Origin of the sequence: Kitasatospora sp. NBC_00374, assembly GCF_041434935.1 — a bacterium.
Taxonomy (GTDB): Bacteria; Actinomycetota; Actinomycetes; order Streptomycetales; family Streptomycetaceae; genus Kitasatospora.
On the sequence record NZ_CP107964.1, the window covers coordinates 3,201,603 to 3,218,848 of the forward strand.

Annotated in this window: 10 protein-coding genes and 1 rRNA gene; 4 read left to right on the forward strand and 7 right to left on the reverse strand. The window is 72.4% G+C overall.

Annotated elements, in window-relative coordinates; genetic code table 11:
* Positions 1 to 269: 269 nt before the first annotated feature.
* The 4 genes from OG871_RS14295 to trpS form a co-directional block, all read right to left on the reverse strand.
* A 16S ribosomal RNA gene (locus tag OG871_RS14295) occupies positions 270 to 1,793 on the reverse strand.
* 589 nt (positions 1,794 to 2,382) lie between these two features.
* Positions 2,383 to 3,120, reverse strand: a complete 738-nt coding sequence (locus tag OG871_RS14300; RefSeq protein WP_371497138.1) for a nucleoside/nucleotide kinase family protein — start codon at positions 3,118 to 3,120, stop codon at positions 2,383 to 2,385.
* A 10-nt stretch (positions 3,121 to 3,130) separates the two neighbouring features.
* Positions 3,131 to 4,126 carry an LD-carboxypeptidase gene (locus OG871_RS14305; protein WP_371497139.1) on the reverse strand — a complete coding sequence of 332 codons (996 nt, stop codon included), beginning with the start codon at positions 4,124 to 4,126 and terminating at the stop codon, positions 3,131 to 3,133.
* Positions 4,127 to 4,181: 55 nt separating this feature from the next.
* Positions 4,182 to 5,192: a tryptophan--tRNA ligase gene (gene trpS, locus OG871_RS14310; protein ID WP_371497140.1), complete on the reverse strand. Its 1,011-nt coding sequence runs from the start codon at positions 5,190 to 5,192 to the stop codon at positions 4,182 to 4,184.
* Between the two features lie 405 nt (positions 5,193 to 5,597).
* Between trpS and OG871_RS14315 the strand changes: the two genes are divergently transcribed.
* On the forward strand, positions 5,598 to 6,431 hold the full coding sequence (locus OG871_RS14315; protein ID WP_371497141.1) for a hypothetical protein: 834 nt from the start codon (positions 5,598 to 5,600) through the stop codon (positions 6,429 to 6,431).
* 27 nt (positions 6,432 to 6,458) lie between these two features.
* Here OG871_RS14315 and OG871_RS14320 read toward each other — a convergent pair whose 3' ends face one another.
* Positions 6,459 to 6,995 (reverse strand): NUDIX hydrolase, encoded by a 537-nt coding sequence (locus tag OG871_RS14320; RefSeq protein WP_371503308.1) that lies wholly within the window; start codon positions 6,993 to 6,995, stop codon positions 6,459 to 6,461.
* 123 nt (positions 6,996 to 7,118) lie between these two features.
* On the opposite strand from OG871_RS14320, the gene OG871_RS14325 reads away from it, so the two are divergent.
* Positions 7,119 to 7,997, forward strand: coding sequence for an ATP-grasp domain-containing protein (locus OG871_RS14325; RefSeq protein ID WP_371497142.1), 879 nt, complete (start codon positions 7,119 to 7,121; stop codon positions 7,995 to 7,997).
* Positions 7,998 to 8,098: 101 nt separating this feature from the next.
* On the opposite strand, the gene OG871_RS14330 is transcribed toward OG871_RS14325, so the two are convergent.
* Together OG871_RS14330 and OG871_RS14335 are read right to left on the reverse strand one after the other, a co-directional pair.
* Complete coding sequence (locus OG871_RS14330) at positions 8,099 to 12,100, reverse strand: ABC transporter ATP-binding protein (protein WP_371497143.1); 4,002 nt, start codon at positions 12,098 to 12,100, stop codon at positions 8,099 to 8,101.
* Positions 12,101 to 12,324: 224 nt separating this feature from the next.
* Positions 12,325 to 13,005, reverse strand: a complete 681-nt coding sequence (locus OG871_RS14335; protein ID WP_371497144.1) for a TetR/AcrR family transcriptional regulator — start codon at positions 13,003 to 13,005, stop codon at positions 12,325 to 12,327.
* A gap of 129 nt (positions 13,006 to 13,134) precedes the next feature.
* Between OG871_RS14335 and OG871_RS14340 the strand changes: the two genes are divergently transcribed.
* Both OG871_RS14340 and OG871_RS14345 read left to right on the forward strand, forming a co-directional pair.
* On the forward strand, positions 13,135 to 14,883 hold the full coding sequence (locus OG871_RS14340; RefSeq protein ID WP_371497145.1) for a carboxyl transferase domain-containing protein: 1,749 nt from the start codon (positions 13,135 to 13,137) through the stop codon (positions 14,881 to 14,883).
* A 78-nt stretch (positions 14,884 to 14,961) separates the two neighbouring features.
* The gene (locus tag OG871_RS14345; RefSeq protein ID WP_371497146.1) at positions 14,962 to 17,202 is read left to right on the forward strand and encodes a biotin carboxylase N-terminal domain-containing protein; all 2,241 of its coding nucleotides are present in this window, start codon (positions 14,962 to 14,964) and stop codon (positions 17,200 to 17,202) included.
* Positions 17,203 to 17,246: the final 44 nt, after the last annotated feature.

A 17,246-nucleotide genomic window follows, 5' to 3' on the forward strand; every position in this document is an offset into this window, starting at 1 on the left:
GTCCACTGTGCAGTTCTCAAACAACGACCAGACACCCACCCTCGAACACCCGAACAGGCATCCTCAAGTAGGACCGGCTCACTGAAGCAACGACCAAACGGCCGTTCCCTCAGGACCCAACAACGTGCCCGACACACCCGCCATCCACTCGCGTTCCACGCCCCGAAGGACAGTACTGACGGCTTCAACCGTGTGTGCCGAATAGTCAACGTTCCACCCATGAGCGAGCACTCCGGAACATTCGTCCGAAGCTGCTATGTGCTCCTTAGAAAGGAGGTGATCCAGCCGCACCTTCCGGTACGGCTACCTTGTTACGACTTCGTCCCAATCGCTGGTCCCACCTTCGACGGCTCCTCCCCTTACGGGTTAGGCCACCGGCTTCGGGTGTTACCGACTTTCGTGACGTGACGGGCGGTGTGTACAAGGCCCGGGAACGTATTCACCGCAGCATGCTGATCTGCGATTACTAGCAACTCCAACTTCATGGGGTCGAGTTGCAGACCCCAATCCGAACTGAGGCCGGCTTTTTGGGATTCGCTCCGCCTCGCGGCATCGCAGCCCTTTGTACCGACCATTGTAGCACGTGTGCAGCCCAAGACATAAGGGGCATGATGATTTGACGTCGTCCCCACCTTCCTCCGAGTTGACCCCGGCAGTCTCCTGTGAGTCCCCATCACCCCGAAAGGCATGCTGGCAACACAGAACAAGGGTTGCGCTCGTTGCGGGACTTAACCCAACATCTCACGACACGAGCTGACGACAACCATGCACCACCTGTATACCGACCACAAGGGGGCTACATCTCTGCAGCTTTCCGGTATATGTCAAGCCTTGGTAAGGTTCTTCGCGTTGCGTCGAATTAAGCCACATGCTCCGCTGCTTGTGCGGGCCCCCGTCAATTCCTTTGAGTTTTAGCCTTGCGGCCGTACTCCCCAGGCGGGGAACTTAATGCGTTAGCTGCGGCACCGACGACGTGGAATGTCGCCAACACCTAGTTCCCAACGTTTACGGCGTGGACTACCAGGGTATCTAATCCTGTTCGCTCCCCACGCTTTCGCTCCTCAGCGTCAGTAATGGCCCAGAGATCCGCCTTCGCCACCGGTGTTCCTCCTGATATCTGCGCATTTCACCGCTACACCAGGAATTCCGATCTCCCCTACCACACTCTAGCCTGCCCGTATCGAATGCAGACCCGGGGTTAAGCCCCGGGCTTTCACATCCGACGCGACAGGCCGCCTACGAGCTCTTTACGCCCAATAATTCCGGACAACGCTCGCACCCTACGTATTACCGCGGCTGCTGGCACGTAGTTAGCCGGTGCTTCTTCTGCAGGTACCGTCACTTGCGCTTCTTCCCTGCTGAAAGAGGTTTACAACCCGAAGGCCGTCATCCCTCACGCGGCGTCGCTGCATCAGGCTTTCGCCCATTGTGCAATATTCCCCACTGCTGCCTCCCGTAGGAGTCTGGGCCGTGTCTCAGTCCCAGTGTGGCCGGTCGCCCTCTCAGGCCGGCTACCCGTCGTCGCCTTGGTAGGCCATTACCCCACCAACAAGCTGATAGGCCGCGGGATCATCCTGCACCGCCGGAGCTTTACACCCACCCCCATGCGAGGAGCAGGTCATATCCGGTATTAGACCTCGTTTCCAAGGCTTGTCCCAGAGTGCAGGGCAGATTTCCCACGTGTTACTCACCCGTTCGCCACTGATCCACCCCGAAGGGCTTCACCGTTCGACTTGCATGTGTTAAGCACGCCGCCAGCGTTCGTCCTGAGCCAGGATCAAACTCTCCGTGAATGTCTACCGGTCATCCGGTAACCACTCGCGTTGAGCGGCACGGCAACCACCGGAATAGGGCGGCCCCGCGCACTGCGTCCTCGCTAGTGTTTTGTTACTAAAGGAATCTCCAACCGATCCGAACGGACCGGCCGGGGATGTCAACATATCTGGCGTTGACTTTTGGCACGCTGTTGAGTTCTCAAGGAACGGACACTTCCTTCGGACCGCCTTCCAGCGGGCCCTCCGGGCGCTTCGTTCGTGTTTCCCAGCTTACCAGATGTTTTCCGCTCCGTTTTCCGGAGTTTCACTCACCCGACTCGCCGGTCTTTCGTGTTTCCAGCTTATCAGACGTTTTCCGCGCCGTTTCCGGGCTTCCCTGTCCGATTCGCCTTCCGCCGGTCCGACCTGACGGCCTGTCCGACGTCCTGAACTCTAGCCGAACCCCACTCCGAAAAGCGAATCCAACCGCAATCCATAAAAGCGCGCACGCCAATTCACACCGAGCCGCGACAAAGCACGACCCAGCCGAATGGAGATGGTGTTCCAAGGGATTGGCCGCCCCGGGACCGTCCGCGTAGACACGTGTCCGGTGCTCCCAGCCGAGCGACTAGAGAACACTACGCCCATCCCGGTCGGGAGGCAAACTCCCGGTCCGCACCACCCAGTCGCAGCCGGCCCGGCCCTGCTTCACGTACTCGGCGTTGGGGTGATCGTTCGCGGCGATCCGCAGCTCGGCGGCCTCGCGCGGGCCGCCGCCGCGCTGGTGGCGCCGGAGGAGTCGTTCGGTACGGACGGTCTCCTCCGCGTCGACGAACCACAGCTCGCTCATCAGCCGCCGGGCCGCCTGCCAGGGCTCGGCCGGCACGGCGAGGTAGTTGCCCTCGGTCACCACCAGGCGGGTGTGCGGGCGGACGACGTGGCGGGCGGCGACCGGTTCGTCCAGGTCCCGGTCGAAGTCCGGGACGAAGACGTCCCGGAACCGCTCGGTCGCCACCCGGTTCAGCAGCGCCAGGTAGCCCCAGGCGTCGAAGGTCTCGGGCGCACCCTTGCAGGCGCGCAGGCCGAGGCGGTCGAGCTGGGGGTTGGAGAGGTGGAACCCGTCGAGCGGGAGGTAGGCCGCGGCGTCCGCCCCTTCGCGCCGGACCACCTCGGCGACCACGTGGCGGGCGAGGGTCGACTTTCCGGCGGCCGGCGGCCCGGCGATGCCGAGGATGCTGCGGCCCTTCCGGCCGTCCCGGCCGTTCAGCAGCAGGAGGGCCCGCTCCACCGCCGTCTCGAACACTCGCTCCATGTCCGGTTCCGTCCCCAGAGGCGTCGTGGCGACGCCGTCGCCGTCGTCGTGCATGGGGCGCACCCTACTGACCCGGCACCGACTGCCCGTCGCCGGTCGGGGCGGGCGGCGCCAGCGCGGGCTCGTCCAGGGTGAGGGTGCGGGCGTCCGCGTCGAGGGTGGCGGGGACGCCGAGCGGGACGGTCAGGCTGGTCGGTCCGTGGCCGAAACCGAGCTCCCAGACGACGGGGACCCCGAGTGGTGCGAGGCGGTCGAGCATCACCTCGCGGACCCGGTCGGCCGGGCCGCAGCCCTCCCAGGAGCCGAGGGCGATGCCGGCCACGCCCTCCAGGGCACCGGAGCGGAGCAGCTGGGTGAGGATGCGGTCCAGCTGGTACGGCTGCTGGTTGACGTCCTCCAGCAGGAGGACGGTGCCGGCGTAGGAGCGGCGGGCGGTGGCGGTGCCGCGTTCGGAGGCCAGCCCGGCTGCGTAGCCGCCGGCCGTGACGCCGTGGGCGCGGCCGGGGACGAGCGTCCCGGCGCCTGCCGAGGTGAGGACCGTGGTGGTGTCGGGCCGGAAGAGGGTGCGGCGGAGGTGCTCGGCGGTCGGCCCGTCCGTGGTGAAGGCGGTGGCGGCGGCCATCGGGCCGTAGAGGGTGGGGATGCCGAGGTGTCGTGCGACGGCCTCGTGGAGCACGGTGGCGTCGCTGAAGCCGACCAGGACCTTGGGGGGTGCGGCGCGCAGCGCGTCCCAGTCGAGCAGGTCGACCATGCGCTGGGTGCCGTAGCCGCCGCGTATGCAGATCACGGCGGCGACGGCGGGGTCGAGCCAGGCCTGCTGGAAGTCGGCGGCGCGTTCGGCGTCGGTACCGGCGAGGTGGCCGAGGACGGGGTGGCGGGCGTCGTGGTGGGGGGCCGGGCGGACGTCGAGCCCCCAGGAGCGGAGGATCTCGGTGCCGTGTGCCAGCCTGGCCGGGTCGATCGGTCCGCTGGGGGCGACCAGCGCCACCCGGTCGCCGGGGACCAGGTGGCGCGGTCGACGGGACGACCGATCGCGGTGCCGGGACGGGTTCTGAGACATCGACAGGGCCTTTCGAACGGGCTGCTCGGCCGACCACGTTATCCCCCGTCGGAGGTCAGACCGATCCCATCACCGCCCGGACCTCGGCCAGGGTGGTGTCCGCGACGGCGTTGGCGCGCTCGCTGCCGGCCCGCAGGACCCGGCGCAGGTGGTCCCGGTCGGCGGCGAGTGCGGTGCGTCGGGCCCGCAACGGGCGCAGGTGCTCGTTGACGGCCTCGGTGACGGTGGCCTTGAGCCGGGCCGCGCCGCCGGAGCCGATCTCCTCGGCCACCGCATGCGGGTCGCGGTCCTGGCAGAGGGCGGCGAGCCGGAGCAGGCCGGAGACTCCGGGGCGGCGTTCGGGGTCGTAGCCGATCTGCCGGTCGGCGTCGGTGGTGGCGGCCCGGATCAGGCGGGCGGTCTCGTCCTCGGTGGCGCCGAGGGGGATGGCGTTGCCCCGGCTCTTGCTCATCTTGCCGCCGTCGGTACCGGCCAGGAGCGGGGCCGGGGAGAGCAGTGCCTGCGGCTCGGGGAAGAGGTCGGTGCGGTAGCGGTCGTTGAACCGCCGCGCGATGGTGCGGGTGACCTCCAGGTGCGGGAGCTGGTCCTGGCCGACCGGTACCAGGTCGGGCTTGCAGAAGAGGATGTCGGCGGCCTGGTGGACGGGGTAGGTGAACATCAGTCCGCTGACGGCGGCCTGCCGGGAGTGGGCGATCTCGTCCTTGACGGTGGGGTTGCGGCCGAGCTCGGCGACGCTGACGAGGCTGAGGAAGGGCAGCAGCAGCTGGTTGAGGGCGGGTACGGAGCTGTGGGTGAAGACCGTGGCCCGCTCCGGGTCGATGCCGGCGGCGAGGTAGTCGAGGACCAGGTTCTCGGCGTGCTCGGCGGGCCGGTCGGCGAGGTCACGGTCGGTCAGGACCTGGTAGTCGGCGATCACCAGGAACAGTTCGATACCGGCGTCCTGCAGCCGGACGCGGTTCTGCAGGGTGCCGAAGTAGTGGCCGAGGTGGAGCGGGCCGGTGGGGCGGTCACCGGTGAGGACGCGGTGGCGTTCGGGCCTGCGGCAGGCGGATTCGAGGGTGAGCACGGGTTCTCCTACGGGATGGCTGCGGTGTCGGGTGCTGCCGTCCGCCGGGCCCGGGTCCGGCCGGAATCCGTGGGGGAAACGCGACAGGGCCGTCCGAACGGACGGCCCTGTGGTCCTGCGTGAGGGGTGGCCGTCCTAGGACGGCCACCCGCTCAGGCGGGACGAGAGATGCGGGGGCTTCATGGTGGCGATGGTATGTCGCCGGCACGGTCCGGTGTCGAGGCGTTTTCGGTGCGACGGGCGGACGGCCGCGTGGCAGGCGGGGGACGGTGGCGCGGCCGGCGGCGACGCGGCGCACGGCGCGCGAAGGCGCTTTCGGAGCGTCAGCGGACCGGCGGCCCTTGGCCGCTCGCACTCCGGTGGGGCAGGATCGTCGCTGTCCAGTACACGGAGGGCCTCGCCACCATGACCACGCTCGACCGGACCAGCCCCGAACCGGCCCCGCCCGACCGGCCGCCGACCCCCGGGTCGGCGGCCGGGCCCGGCGAGCCCGCCCGCAGGAACGGTCTAGCGAGCGAGGTCGAGGAGCGGACGGCCGCCAAGCTGCTGAGCGCGCTCGGGGCCCGCCTGCGGGCCGCGTACGAGCAGGGCGCCGAGCTCGACGAACTGGCGGCCGCGAGCCACCAGTCGCTGCCCGCGGTGACCCGGCTGCTGGAGGCCGCCGGGGTCGATCTGACGCTCGGGCGCCCGCTGCCGGCCCGTTCGACGGCGCCGGCCGCGCCCGGCACCGTGGCGGCGGCCGGCGGCCGGCAGCTGCGACGGCTGCGGCGGCCGACCCCGTCGCGCCGGTTGAGCCGGATCCACCCGCCGCCGTACCCCTCGGAGGACGGGGCGCCGGCTGCCGGCCCGGGAGGCCCGGACGGTGACCCGGCGGTCGGAGCCGACGAGCAGGGCCGGGACGCGGCGACCGTGGCACCGGGAGCGCCACTGGGGATCCTGATCGGCGCCTCCCCCACCCATCTCGAAGCCGCGGGCCAGCTGGGCAGCCGGCCGCCCCGGCGGGTGCCGGCCGATCTGGTCCGGGCCGGACGCGGCACCAGTCTGGTGGTGCTGCCCTCCTGGCGCCCGGCGATCGTGGTGTCGGTGCCGACCGAACGGCTGCTGGCCTCGACCGGGCTGGCTTTCGAGCAGCTCTCCGGGGCCCGGCTCTCGGTGGTGATCAATCCCGACGCCCTGCACGACCGCGAACTCGACCTGCGGGACTGGCAGGCCGAGGACCGCCGCTCCCGCTCGCGCTGACGCGGGGCCGCCGTACGGCGGCGGAGGTCAGCGGCGCGGGCCGTTCGGCAGGTAGCCGAGGTGGACGGGTGCCGCAGGATCCGTCCCCGCGCACCAGTCGTCGCGGACGGCGTCAAGCAGGGCGGGCAGGTTCGGGGGCCAGAACGGGCCGGCGTCGCGCCCGGCCAGCTCGGCCGGGCTCCACCAGCGCCAGTCGAGGATCCGGTCGGCCCTGTGCGCCGCGCTCAGATCGCCGGTCGGGGGCCGGTGAGGTCCCCGGCCCAGGTAGATGTGCTCGTGCTGGCGGACCGGTGTGCCGTGCCAGGTGAAGTCGTGCTCCCAGGTGCAGAGCAGCGGGCCGGGGCGCAGATCCGTCCAGCCGGTCTCCTCGCGGAGCTCCCGGAGGGCGGCTTCCACGGGCGACTCGCCCGTCTCCAGGCCGCCGCCGGGCATGTTCCAGTGCACCCCGACCTCGCTGTTGTCGGAGCGGAGCAGGAAGACCCGGCCCGCCGGATCGATCACCGCCGTCCGCGCGGCCTGCCGGGGTCGGCGCGGCGCCGACGAGTTCGCTGCCCGCCACCGAATTCGCACCGGCCCACCCTGGCAGAGGCCTTGGCGGCTGTCGAGCGGATTCCGGCCTCGCGGGACACCGGCGGGCGGTGCCGAAATCACCCTGCTCACAGGCCTGTTCGCCGTACCCTGATCCGCATGCAGGCACCCTCGATCCTCTTCCCGGCGGACCCGCTCGCGCCGCGCCGCCCCGATCCGCACTACGTCCAGGAGGCCCGGCAGGTACGGGAGTTGGGCGGCGAGAGTGTCCTGGTGGACCATGACGCGCTGCTCGCGGGAGACGCGGAGCGGGCCGTCGGGCGGGTGCCGGTCGGGCAGGGCCCGCTCTGGTACCGGGGGTGGATGATGCCGGTCGCGGCGTACACGGCGCTCGGCGAGGCGCTGGCGGCGCGCGGGTGCTCCCTGCTGACCACCCCGGCCGGCTACGCGGACGCGCACCAGCTGCCGGGCTGGTACGAGGTGTTCGACGGTGTCACGCCGGAGAGCACCTGGATCCCCGGCGGCGCACCGGACGGCAGCGCGCTCGCGGCGGCGGCCGAGCTGCTCGGCGGCAGCGGCCCGGCCGTGGTGAAGGACTACGTGAAGTCCCGCAAACACGAGTGGGCGGAGGCCTGTTTCGTCCCGGACCTCGCGGATCCGGCAGGGCTGGCACGCGTGGTCGCCCGCTTCGTCGAGCTGCAGGGCGAGTACCTGGCGGGCGGGGTGGTACTGCGCCGGTACGAGGAGTTCGTGCGCGACGAGGCCGGCCGGACGGTGGAGGCCAGGGTCTGGTGGATGGACGGGGAGCCGGTCCTGGTCGGCCCGCACCCGGACGTCCCCGAGCTGGATCCGGCCCCGGACCTGTCGCAGGTGCAGCCGCTGGTCCGCAGGCTGGGGTGCCGGTTCATCACGACCGACCTGGCGCTGCGCGCCGACGGTGGCGGCTGGCGGGTGGTGGAGGTCGGGGACGGGCAGGTCAGCGAGCTGCCGAAGGGCGTCCGCTCGGGGTCGCTGCTGACCTCGCTGATCGCCGCCTGACCACGGTACCGACGCCTCGGGGCCGGCCCGGTGACGGGCCGGCCCCGAGGCGTCGGGCGTGGTGGGTCGGGCGTGGTAGGTCGGGCGTGGTGCCGGGGTGCTCAGCCGCCGACCGGCGCCGGGTGGCCGTCCGCGACGAAGGCCTCCCAGAGCCGGGTGTAGGTCCCGCCGCGGGCCAGCAGCTCGGTGTGGGTACCGTCCTCGACCACCCGGCCGCGGTCCAGCACCACCACCCGGTCGGCCCGCTCGGCCGTGCTGAGCCGGTGGGCGATGACCAGCGTCGTTCGCCCGCCGCTGAGCCGCTCGGCCGCGCGGTTGACCGCGGCCTCGGTGGCGAGGTCGAGCGCGGCGGTGGCCTCGTCGAGGAGCAGCAGGTCAGGGTCGACCAGTTCGGCGCGGGCCAGGGCGATCAGCTGGCGCTGGCCGGCCGACAGGTTGCGGCCGCGGGCGGCGATCGGATGGTCGTAGCCGTCGGGCAGCCGCGTGATCATGTCGTGCGCGCCGACCGCCCGGGCCGCCGCCTCCACCTCCGCGGCCGTGGCGCCGGGCCGGCCGTAGGCGATGGACTCGCGCACGGTGCCGGCGAACAGGTAGGCCTCCTGCGGGACGACGCCCAGCCGGTGCCGGTACTGCGCCAGGTCGTACGCGGTGACGTCGGTCCCGTCGATACGCACGGTGCCGGCGGTCGCGTCGTAGAACCGGGCCACCAGCTTGACCAGGGTGGACTTGCCCGCGCCGGTCTCGCCGACCAGGGCGACGGTCTGCCCGGCCGGGATCCGCAGGTCGATCCCGGAGAGGACGTCGGGGTTGCCCTCGCCGCCGCCGTTGTACGCGAAGCTGACGCCCTCGAACTCGACCTCGCCGCGCAGGTCCCCGATCGGGACGGGTCGCGCGGCCTGCGGGGTGCTGGTCGGGGTGCGCAGCAGGTCGCGGATCCGGCCGAGACCGACGGCGGCCTGCTGGTAGCCGTCGAAGACCTGGGAGAGCTGGTTGACCGGGGCGAAGAACAGGTCGATGTACAGCAGGTAGGCCACCAGCGCGCCGATGGTCAGGGTGCCGGACTCCACCCGGGACGCCCCGACGATCAGGACCAGGGCGGCGGCGACGCTGGAGAGGAACTGGACGAACGGGAAGTACAGCGAGATGTACAGCTGCGCCCGGGCCCGGGCGTCGCGGTAGGCGAGGCCGTTGGCGACGAAGCGGTCGGTGTTGAGGTCCTGGCGGCGGAAGGCCTGGACGATCCGCATGCCCGCGACGTTCTCCTGGAGGTCCGCGTTGACGGTGCTGATCAGGTCGCGGGAGATCTGGTACTGGGCCGCGGACTTCTTGCGGAACACCAGGGTGGCCACCACGAGCAGCGGCAGGACCGCGAAGACCACCAGGGCCAGGCCGGCGTCGATGATCAGCAGGGCCGCGAAGATCCCGAAGAAGGTCAGCAGGCTGACCACCGCGGTGACCACGCCGGTCTGCAGGAAGGTCGAGATCGAGTCGACGTCGGTGGTCATCCGGGTCATGATCCGGCCGGTCAGCTCGCGCTCGTAGTAGTCGAGGCCGAGCCGGTTGAGGTGCGCGAAGATCTTCAGCCGCAGGGTGTAGAGGACGCGTTCGCCGGTCCGGCCGGAGACCCGGGTCTCGGCGCTCTGCACCAGCCAGTCGAGGAGCACGATGACCAGGGCGGCCAGCGCGGCGACCGTGACGCCGGCCATGGCGGCCTTGCTGACACCGCCGTCGATGCCGTGCCGGATCAGGACCGGGAGGGCCAGGCCGGCCGCCGTGTCGAGGGCGACCAGCAGCAGCGCGAGCGCCAGCGGGCGCCGGAACGGGGCGAGCAGGCGGCGGAGGCTGAAGTTCGGGTCACCGGCCTCGGCGGCCTCCACCGGGATGTCCGGGGTGTCGGCGGCGGGCGGAAGGGCCGCGACCTTGGCGAGCAGGTCGGGCGTCGAACCGGCGGCCTGCGGGGTGCGGGCCGCTCCGGCGGGGGCGGTGCCCTGCGCGGGCGCCGGGGCCTGCGGTGCGGCCGAGTGCGGGGCGGGAGTCGTCAGCGCGGGTGGCTTCGGGGCGAGGGCCTGCTGCCGTGCGGGTGCGGCGGCGGAGACCGCGTCGATCGGGGGTTCCGGCTCCGCGAGGGCGTCCGGATCGGTGATGAGTGCCCGGTACAGCGGACATCGGGCCTCCAGCTCCTCGTGGGTGCCGAGGTCGACCAGGCGGCCGCGCTCCAGGACGGCGATCCGGTCGGCCAGCTGGAGGGTGGATCTGCGGTGGGCGATCAGCAGGGTGGTGCGGCCGGCCATCACACTGCGCAGCGCCTCGTGGATCTCCGCCTCCACCCGCGGGTCGACGGCCGAGGTGGCGTCGTCGAGCAGCAGGACCCGCGGGTCGGTGAGGATGGCGCGGGCGAGGGCGATCCGCTGGCGCTGGCCGCCGGAGAGGGTGAGGCCCTGCTCGCCGACCCTGGTGTCGTAGCCGTCGGGGAGCTCGCGGACGAAGCCGTCGGCCTGCGCGGCGACGGCGGCGGCCGTGATCTGCTGCTCGGTGGCCTCGGGGTGTCCGTAGGAGATGTTGGTGCGGACGGTGTCGGAGAAGAGGAAGCTGTCCTCGGGCACGATGCCGACCGTGGCGCGGACCGAGTCGAGGGTGAGTTCCCGCAGGTCGCGGCCGTAGAGGCGGATCACGCCCGCGGTCGGGTCGTAGAACCGCGGGACGAGCTGCGCGACGGTGGACTTGCCCGAGCCGGAGGCGCCGACCAGGGCGACCGTCTCCCCGGGGGCGATCCGCAGGTCGAGCCGGTGCAGGACGGGTTCGGCGCGACGGGTCTGCCCGGCCGGGTCGGCGGCGGACTCGCGGTGCTCGTGCTCCTGGTCGCGGTCGTGCCCGGAGTCGTGCGCGTGGTCGCGGTAGTGGAAGTCCACACCGGCCAGTTCCAGTGCGGGGGTGCCCGGCGGGGCCGTGGCGGGGTCGAGCGGGTGGGCGTCCGGGCGTTCCTTGATCCGCGGCTGCTGGTCGACCAGCTGCAGGACGCGCTCGACGCCGGCCCTGGCCTGCTGGCCGACGGTGATCACCATGGCGAGCATCCGGACCGGGCCGGTCAGCTGGGCGACGTAGGTGGAGAAGGCCACGAAGGTACCGAGCGACACGCTGCCGCGGACCGCCAGCCAGCCGCCCAGCGCGAGCACGGCGACCTGGGCCAGGGCGGGGACGGCCTGCATCGCCGGGGTGTAGCGGCTGTTCAGCCGGATCGAGCGGAGCCTGGCGGCGAACAGGCCGCGCGAGACGCGTTCCAGTTTGGTGCGCTCCTGGGCCTCCTGGCCGAAGCCCTTGACCACCCGGACTCCGCCGATGGCGGCGTCCACCACGCCGGCGACGGCGGCCGCCTCCTGCTGGGCGGCCCAGGTGGCGGGGAACAGCCGCTTGCGGCTGAGGGTGCTCAGCCACCACAGCACGGGGCCCATCACCAGGGCGATCAGGGTGAGCGGCGGGGAGAGCCACAGCATGACGCCGAGGGACATCCCGAACATCAGCAGGTAGCCGGTCATCATCGGCAGCATCGAGAGCAGGCCGTTGACCAGCTGGAGGTCGGAGGTGGCCCGGCCGACCACCTGGCCGGTGTCGAGCCGGTCCTGCCGGTACCCGTCCAGCCGGGTGAGGGAGCGGAACAGGTCGGCCCGCATGTCGTGCTGGACGTCGAGCGCGAGCTGCCCGCCGTAGTAGCGGCGTACCTGGGTGCAGGCGAAGACCAGCAGGGCGGCCAGCACCAGGGCGACCGCCCAGGGGGTGAGCGAACGGGTGTGTGCGGTGATCACGTCGTCGATGATCAGTTTGGTGATCAGCGGGACGACCGAGGTGACCGCCATACCGAAGAGGGAGGCCCCGAAGGCCAGCAGCACGTTGCGGCGGTAGCGCCAGCAGTAGCCGCTGAGCCTGCGCAGCCAGCCCGCGCCGGGGTTGTCGGTGGGGTCCGGATCCGGACCTGCGGCAGGCGCCGGCTGCCCGGCGGCGGCGGTCGACCGGGCCGGCGGGGCCGGCTTGTGGCCGTTTCCGCCGGTGTGGTCGTCTCTGCCGTTCCGCCGGGATATCTCCGCGGTGGAACCTTGATTCTCAGGCATATTTAGGGATGCTAACCATTCGCAGGTGGGGCGTCCATCGCGCTCGAACGAGATGAACGGACGGCAGGCTCAACGACCGGCGGCCGCGGTTCCTTCCCGCCCTCCCACCATGCCCCGGCCGCCCGGCGCGCCGCACCGGACGGGCGCCCCGAGCGGGATCGACCGTTGGACCTACGCCCGCCGGCGGATCCGGCGGCGGACGCGACTGCGGAGACCGCGCCGGATCAGCCGGCGGCGCCGTTCGGAGCCCCGTTCGGAGCACCGTCCGGAGCGCCGTTCGCGGCGGCCGAGAAGGCTCCCTGGGCCAGGCTGTGCAGCAGGGCGGCCATGCCGTCCCGCGGCAGACCGGACCGCTCGGCGCGCTCGGGCTGCGCCTGGCCGGAGCCCGCGCTGTGCGGGGTGGAGTTCAGCAGTCCGAAGACGGCGTGCACGGCGGCGCGGGCCCGCTGCTCGGACTCGGCGGCCGCCAGGCCCGGGATCGCCTCCCGGACGATCTCCACCCACAGCTCGACGTACTTGCGCTGGAGCCGGCGGACCCGCCGCCGGTCGTCCTCCTTGAGGTGCAGCAGCTCGCGGTCGTGCAGGGTGATCAGGTCGGGGTCGTCGAGCGCGAAGTCGACATGGCCGGAGATCAGGGCGTCCAGTGCGGCGGTCGGGCCGTCGGCCTCACCCGCCCGGCGGCGTCCCTCCTCCAGCAGCCGCTCGCTGATCCCGACCAGCAGGTCGGCGAGCATGGCGTCCTTGCCCGCGAAGTGGCGGTAGAGGCCGGGGCCGCTGATCCCCACGGCCTTGCCGATCTCGTCCACCCCGACCCCGAGGAAGCCGCGGGCCGCGAACAGCCGGGCGGCCTCCTTCCGGATCTGATCGCGACGGGGGAGCCCGGAGGCGGTTGGGGCGTTCGACATGCCGCCCATCGTAGACAGCCGGGTTATCGCCCGTTAACCTGGCGGCAGGAGTTAACGGTCATTAACGTGGGGGCGCGGGCACCTCCGTCCGCCCACCTCTTCGGCTCCGAGGGCAAGGGAGCTCTTGGGATGTCCCTCTCAACCTTTGGATCGACGGCCGGGTCTGCGGCCGGGTTCGCCTTCGGCGGGGCCGGCGGTGCGCCCGGCGACGCGGTCGGTGGTCCGGCCCGCGGCGCGGTCCGGAGCACCGGCGCCGCCGCCGCACCCGCCCCCCGGCTGGAGAGCGCGGTGGACGCCGGATCGCCGGCCTACCGGGCGAACGTCGAGGCGCACCGGGCGCTGGTCGCGGAGCTCCGCGCGAAGCTCGCCGCGGCCGCCCTCGGCGGCGGGGCGAAGGCCCGGGCCCGGCACACGGCCCGCGGCAAGCTGCTGCCGCGCGAGCGGGTGGACGCCCTGCTCGACCCCGGCTCCCCCTTCCTGGAGCTCTGCCCGCTGGCGGCCGACGGCCTGTACGACGGCGCCGCGCCGGCCGCCGGTGTGATCGCCGGGATCGGGCGGGTGGCCGGTCGCGAGGTCGTGGTGGTCGCCAACGACGCCACGGTCAAGGGCGGCACCTACTACCCGATGACGGTCAAGAAGCACCTGCGCGCGCAGGAGGTGGCCCTGGAGAACCGGCTGCCCTGCATCTACCTGGTCGACTCCGGTGGCGCCTTCCTGCCGATGCAGGACGAGGTGTTCCCGGACCGCGACCACTTCGGGCGGATCTTCTACAACCAGGCCCGGCTGTCGGCCGCCGGCATCCCGCAGATCGCCGCCGTGCTCGGCTCGTGCACCGCCGGTGGCGCCTACGTCCCGGCGATGAGCGACCAGGCGGTGATCGTCCGCAACCAGGGCACCATCTTCCTCGGCGGGCCGCCGCTGGTGAAGGCCGCGACCGGCGAGGTCGTGACGGCCGAGGAGCTGGGCGGCGGCGACCTGCACTCCCGTACCTCGGGGGTCACGGACCACCTCGCCGAGGACGACCCGCACGCGCTGTCCATCGTCCGCACCATCGTCGCCGGGCTCGGCCCGCGCGCCGCGCAGCCCTGGCCGCTCGCACCGGTGGAGCCCCCGGCGGTCGACCCGGCCGGGCTGTACGGCGCGGTGCCGGTCGACCCGCGCACGCCGTACGACGTCCGCGAGGTGATCGCCCGTCTGGTCGACGGCAGCCGGTTCGCCGAGTTCAAGGCGGAGTACGGCAACACCCTGGTGACCGGCTTCGCCAAGATCCACGGGCACCCGGTCGGCATCGTCGCCAACAACGGTGTGCTGTTCGCCGAGTCCGCGCTCAAGGGCGCCCACTTCATCGAGCTGTGCGACCAGCGCGGCATCCCGCTGCTCTTCCTGCAGAACATCACCGGCTTCATGGTCGGCCGCCAGTACGAGGCCGGCGGGATCGCCAAGCACGGGGCGAAGATGGTCACCGCGGTGGCCTGCACCCGGGTGCCCAAGCTGACCGTGGTGATCGGCGGCTCCTACGGCGCCGGGAACTACTCGATGTGCGGCCGGGCCTACTCGCCGCGCTTCCTGTGGATGTGGCCCGGCGCGAAGATCTCGGTGATGGGCGGCGAGCAGGCGGCCTCCGTCCTCGCCACCGTCCGCCGGGACCAGCTGGAGGCCCAGGGCGAGGACTGGCCGGCCGAGGCGGAGGACGCGTTCAAGCGCCCCGTCCGCGAGCAGTACGAGCGGCAGGGCAACGCCTACTACGCCACGGCCCGGCTCTGGGACGACGGTGTGATCGACCCGCTGGACACCCGTACCGCGCTCGGCCTCGCGCTCACCGCCTGCGCCAACGCGCCGCTGGCCGAACCCCGGCCGTACGGCGTCTTCCGGATGTGAGCCACGGCCGACCCCGTGGCCGTCCCGACCCGGCCGCCACACCCCGGCGGCTCTCCTCGACCAGGAGGAACACCTCCCATGTTCGACACCGTCCTCGTCGCCAACCGGGGTGAGATCGCCCTCCGGGTGATCCGCACCCTGCGGCGACTCGGCGTCCGGTCGGTCGCGGTCCACAGCGACGCGGACGCCGACGCCCCGCACGTGCGGGCCGCCGATGTGGCCGTCCGCCTCGGTCCCGAGGGCCACAGCGACAGCTCGGCCGCCGAGACCTACCTGCGCACCGACCAGATCCTGGCCGCCGCCCGCCGGACCGGCGCGCAGGCCGTCCACCCCGGCTACGGCTTCCTCGCCGAGAACCCGGCCTTCGCACGGGCCTGCGCCGAGGCCGGGCTGGTCTTCATCGGCCCGCCGCCGCGCGCGGTGGAGCTGATGGGCGACAAGATCAACGCCAAGGAGGCCGTCCGGGTCGCGGGCGTGCCCGTGGTGCCGGGCAGCCGGGGCGGCGCACCGTCCGACGAGGACCTCACCCGCGCGGCCGCCGAGATCGGCTTCCCCGTCCTGCTCAAGCCGTCCGCCGGTGGCGGTGGCAAGGGCATGCGGCTGGTCCGCGACCCGGCCGAGCTGCCGTCCGAACTGGCGGCCGCCCGCCGGGTGGCCAGGACGGCGTTCGGTGACGACACCCTGCTGCTGGAGCGCTGGGTCGACCGGCCGCGGCACATCGAGGTCCAGGTCCTGGCCGACACCCACGGCCGGACGGTGCACCTCGGCGAACGCGAGTGCAGCCTGCAGCGCCGCCACCAGAAGCTGATCGAAGAGGCTCCCTCCGTCCTGCTGAACGCCGAGACCCGGGCCGCCATGGGCGAGGCCGCCGTCCGCGCGGCCGAGGCCTGCGGTTACACCGGCGCCGGCACGGTGGAGTTCATCGTGCCCGGCCTCGACCCCGACCAGCCCGTCCCCGACGGGGTCCTGGACTTCTTCTTCATGGAGATGAACACCCGGCTCCAGGTGGAACACCCCGTCACCGAGCTGGCCATCGCCGTGGGAGCGGACACCGCGCACCCCGAGCGGCTCGACCTGGTGGAGTGGCAGGTCCGGGTCGCCGCCGGCGAGCCCCTGCCGTACGAGCAGTCGGACATCTCCTTCGTGGGCCACGCCATCGAGGCCCGGATCTGTGCCGAGGACCCCGACCGCGACTTCCTGCCCACCGGTGGCCGGATCCTGCACCTGTCCGAGCCGGGCGGCGAAGGCATCCGGGTGGACAGCGGCGTCGCCGCCGGCACCGAGATCGGCAGCCTGTACGACCCCATGCTGGCGAAGGTCATCGCGTACGGGCCCGACCGCCCGACCGCGCTCCGCCGGCTGCGGGCCGCCCTCGCGGAGACCGACATCCTCGGCGTGACCACCAACACCGGTTTCCTCCGGCGGCTGCTGGCCCACCCCGAGGTCGCGGCCGGCCGCCTCGACACCGGCCTGGTCGAACGGACCGTCCAGCAGACCCCCGTCCTTCTGGCCTCGCCGTTCGCCCACACCGATGCCGCCGAGGCGACCGCAACCGTCGGCACGGCGGACGCCGGAAGCACGGCCGCCGGTGCCGAGGCCTCCGCCACCGAGCTCGTCCACTTCGCCGCCGCACTGGCCCGGCAGCTGGACCTCACCCCCACCGCCGCCCCCGGCGGCTGGGCCGATCCGTTCTCCCTCCCGTCCGGCTGGCGCCTGGGCGGCGAGGCCGCCTGGACGACCCACCACCTCCGTCTGCCGGGCCGCACCCCCGTCACCGTCCAGGTGCGCCCCAGCACGACCGGAAGCGTGGCACACGCCACTGACAATCCCTCGGAGACCGGCCCCGAGCTGCAGATCCGGCTCGGCGACGGTCCGATCCGACGGGCCCGGGTGTCCCGGTCGGGGCACCGGCTCCAGCTCACCGTCGACGGCCTGCAGACGACCTTCGCCCACACCACCGACGACGCCGCCTTCCAGCCGGTCCACTGGCTGGGCCTGGACGGCGACGCCCTGGCGGTGCACCCGTACGACCCGGTGGCGGAGCGCACCGCCGCCGGCGCCACGCAGCACGGCGCCCTCACCGCACCGATGCCCGGCACCGTGACGGTGGTCAAGGCCTCCGTCGGCGAGCAGGTGAAGCGCGGACAGGCTCTGCTGGTCCTGGAGGCCATGAAGATGGAACACGTGATCGCCGCGCCGTACGACGGCACGGTCGCGGAACTGCGCGCCACCGCCGGCAGCACCGTCGCGATGGACGAGCTGCTGGCCGTGGTGACCGCTCCCGAGGACACCGCCGCACCGGCGGAGGTGGCGCCGTGACCGCCGCACCGCAGCCCGGCAACGCCCCGGCGGGCGGCGACCGG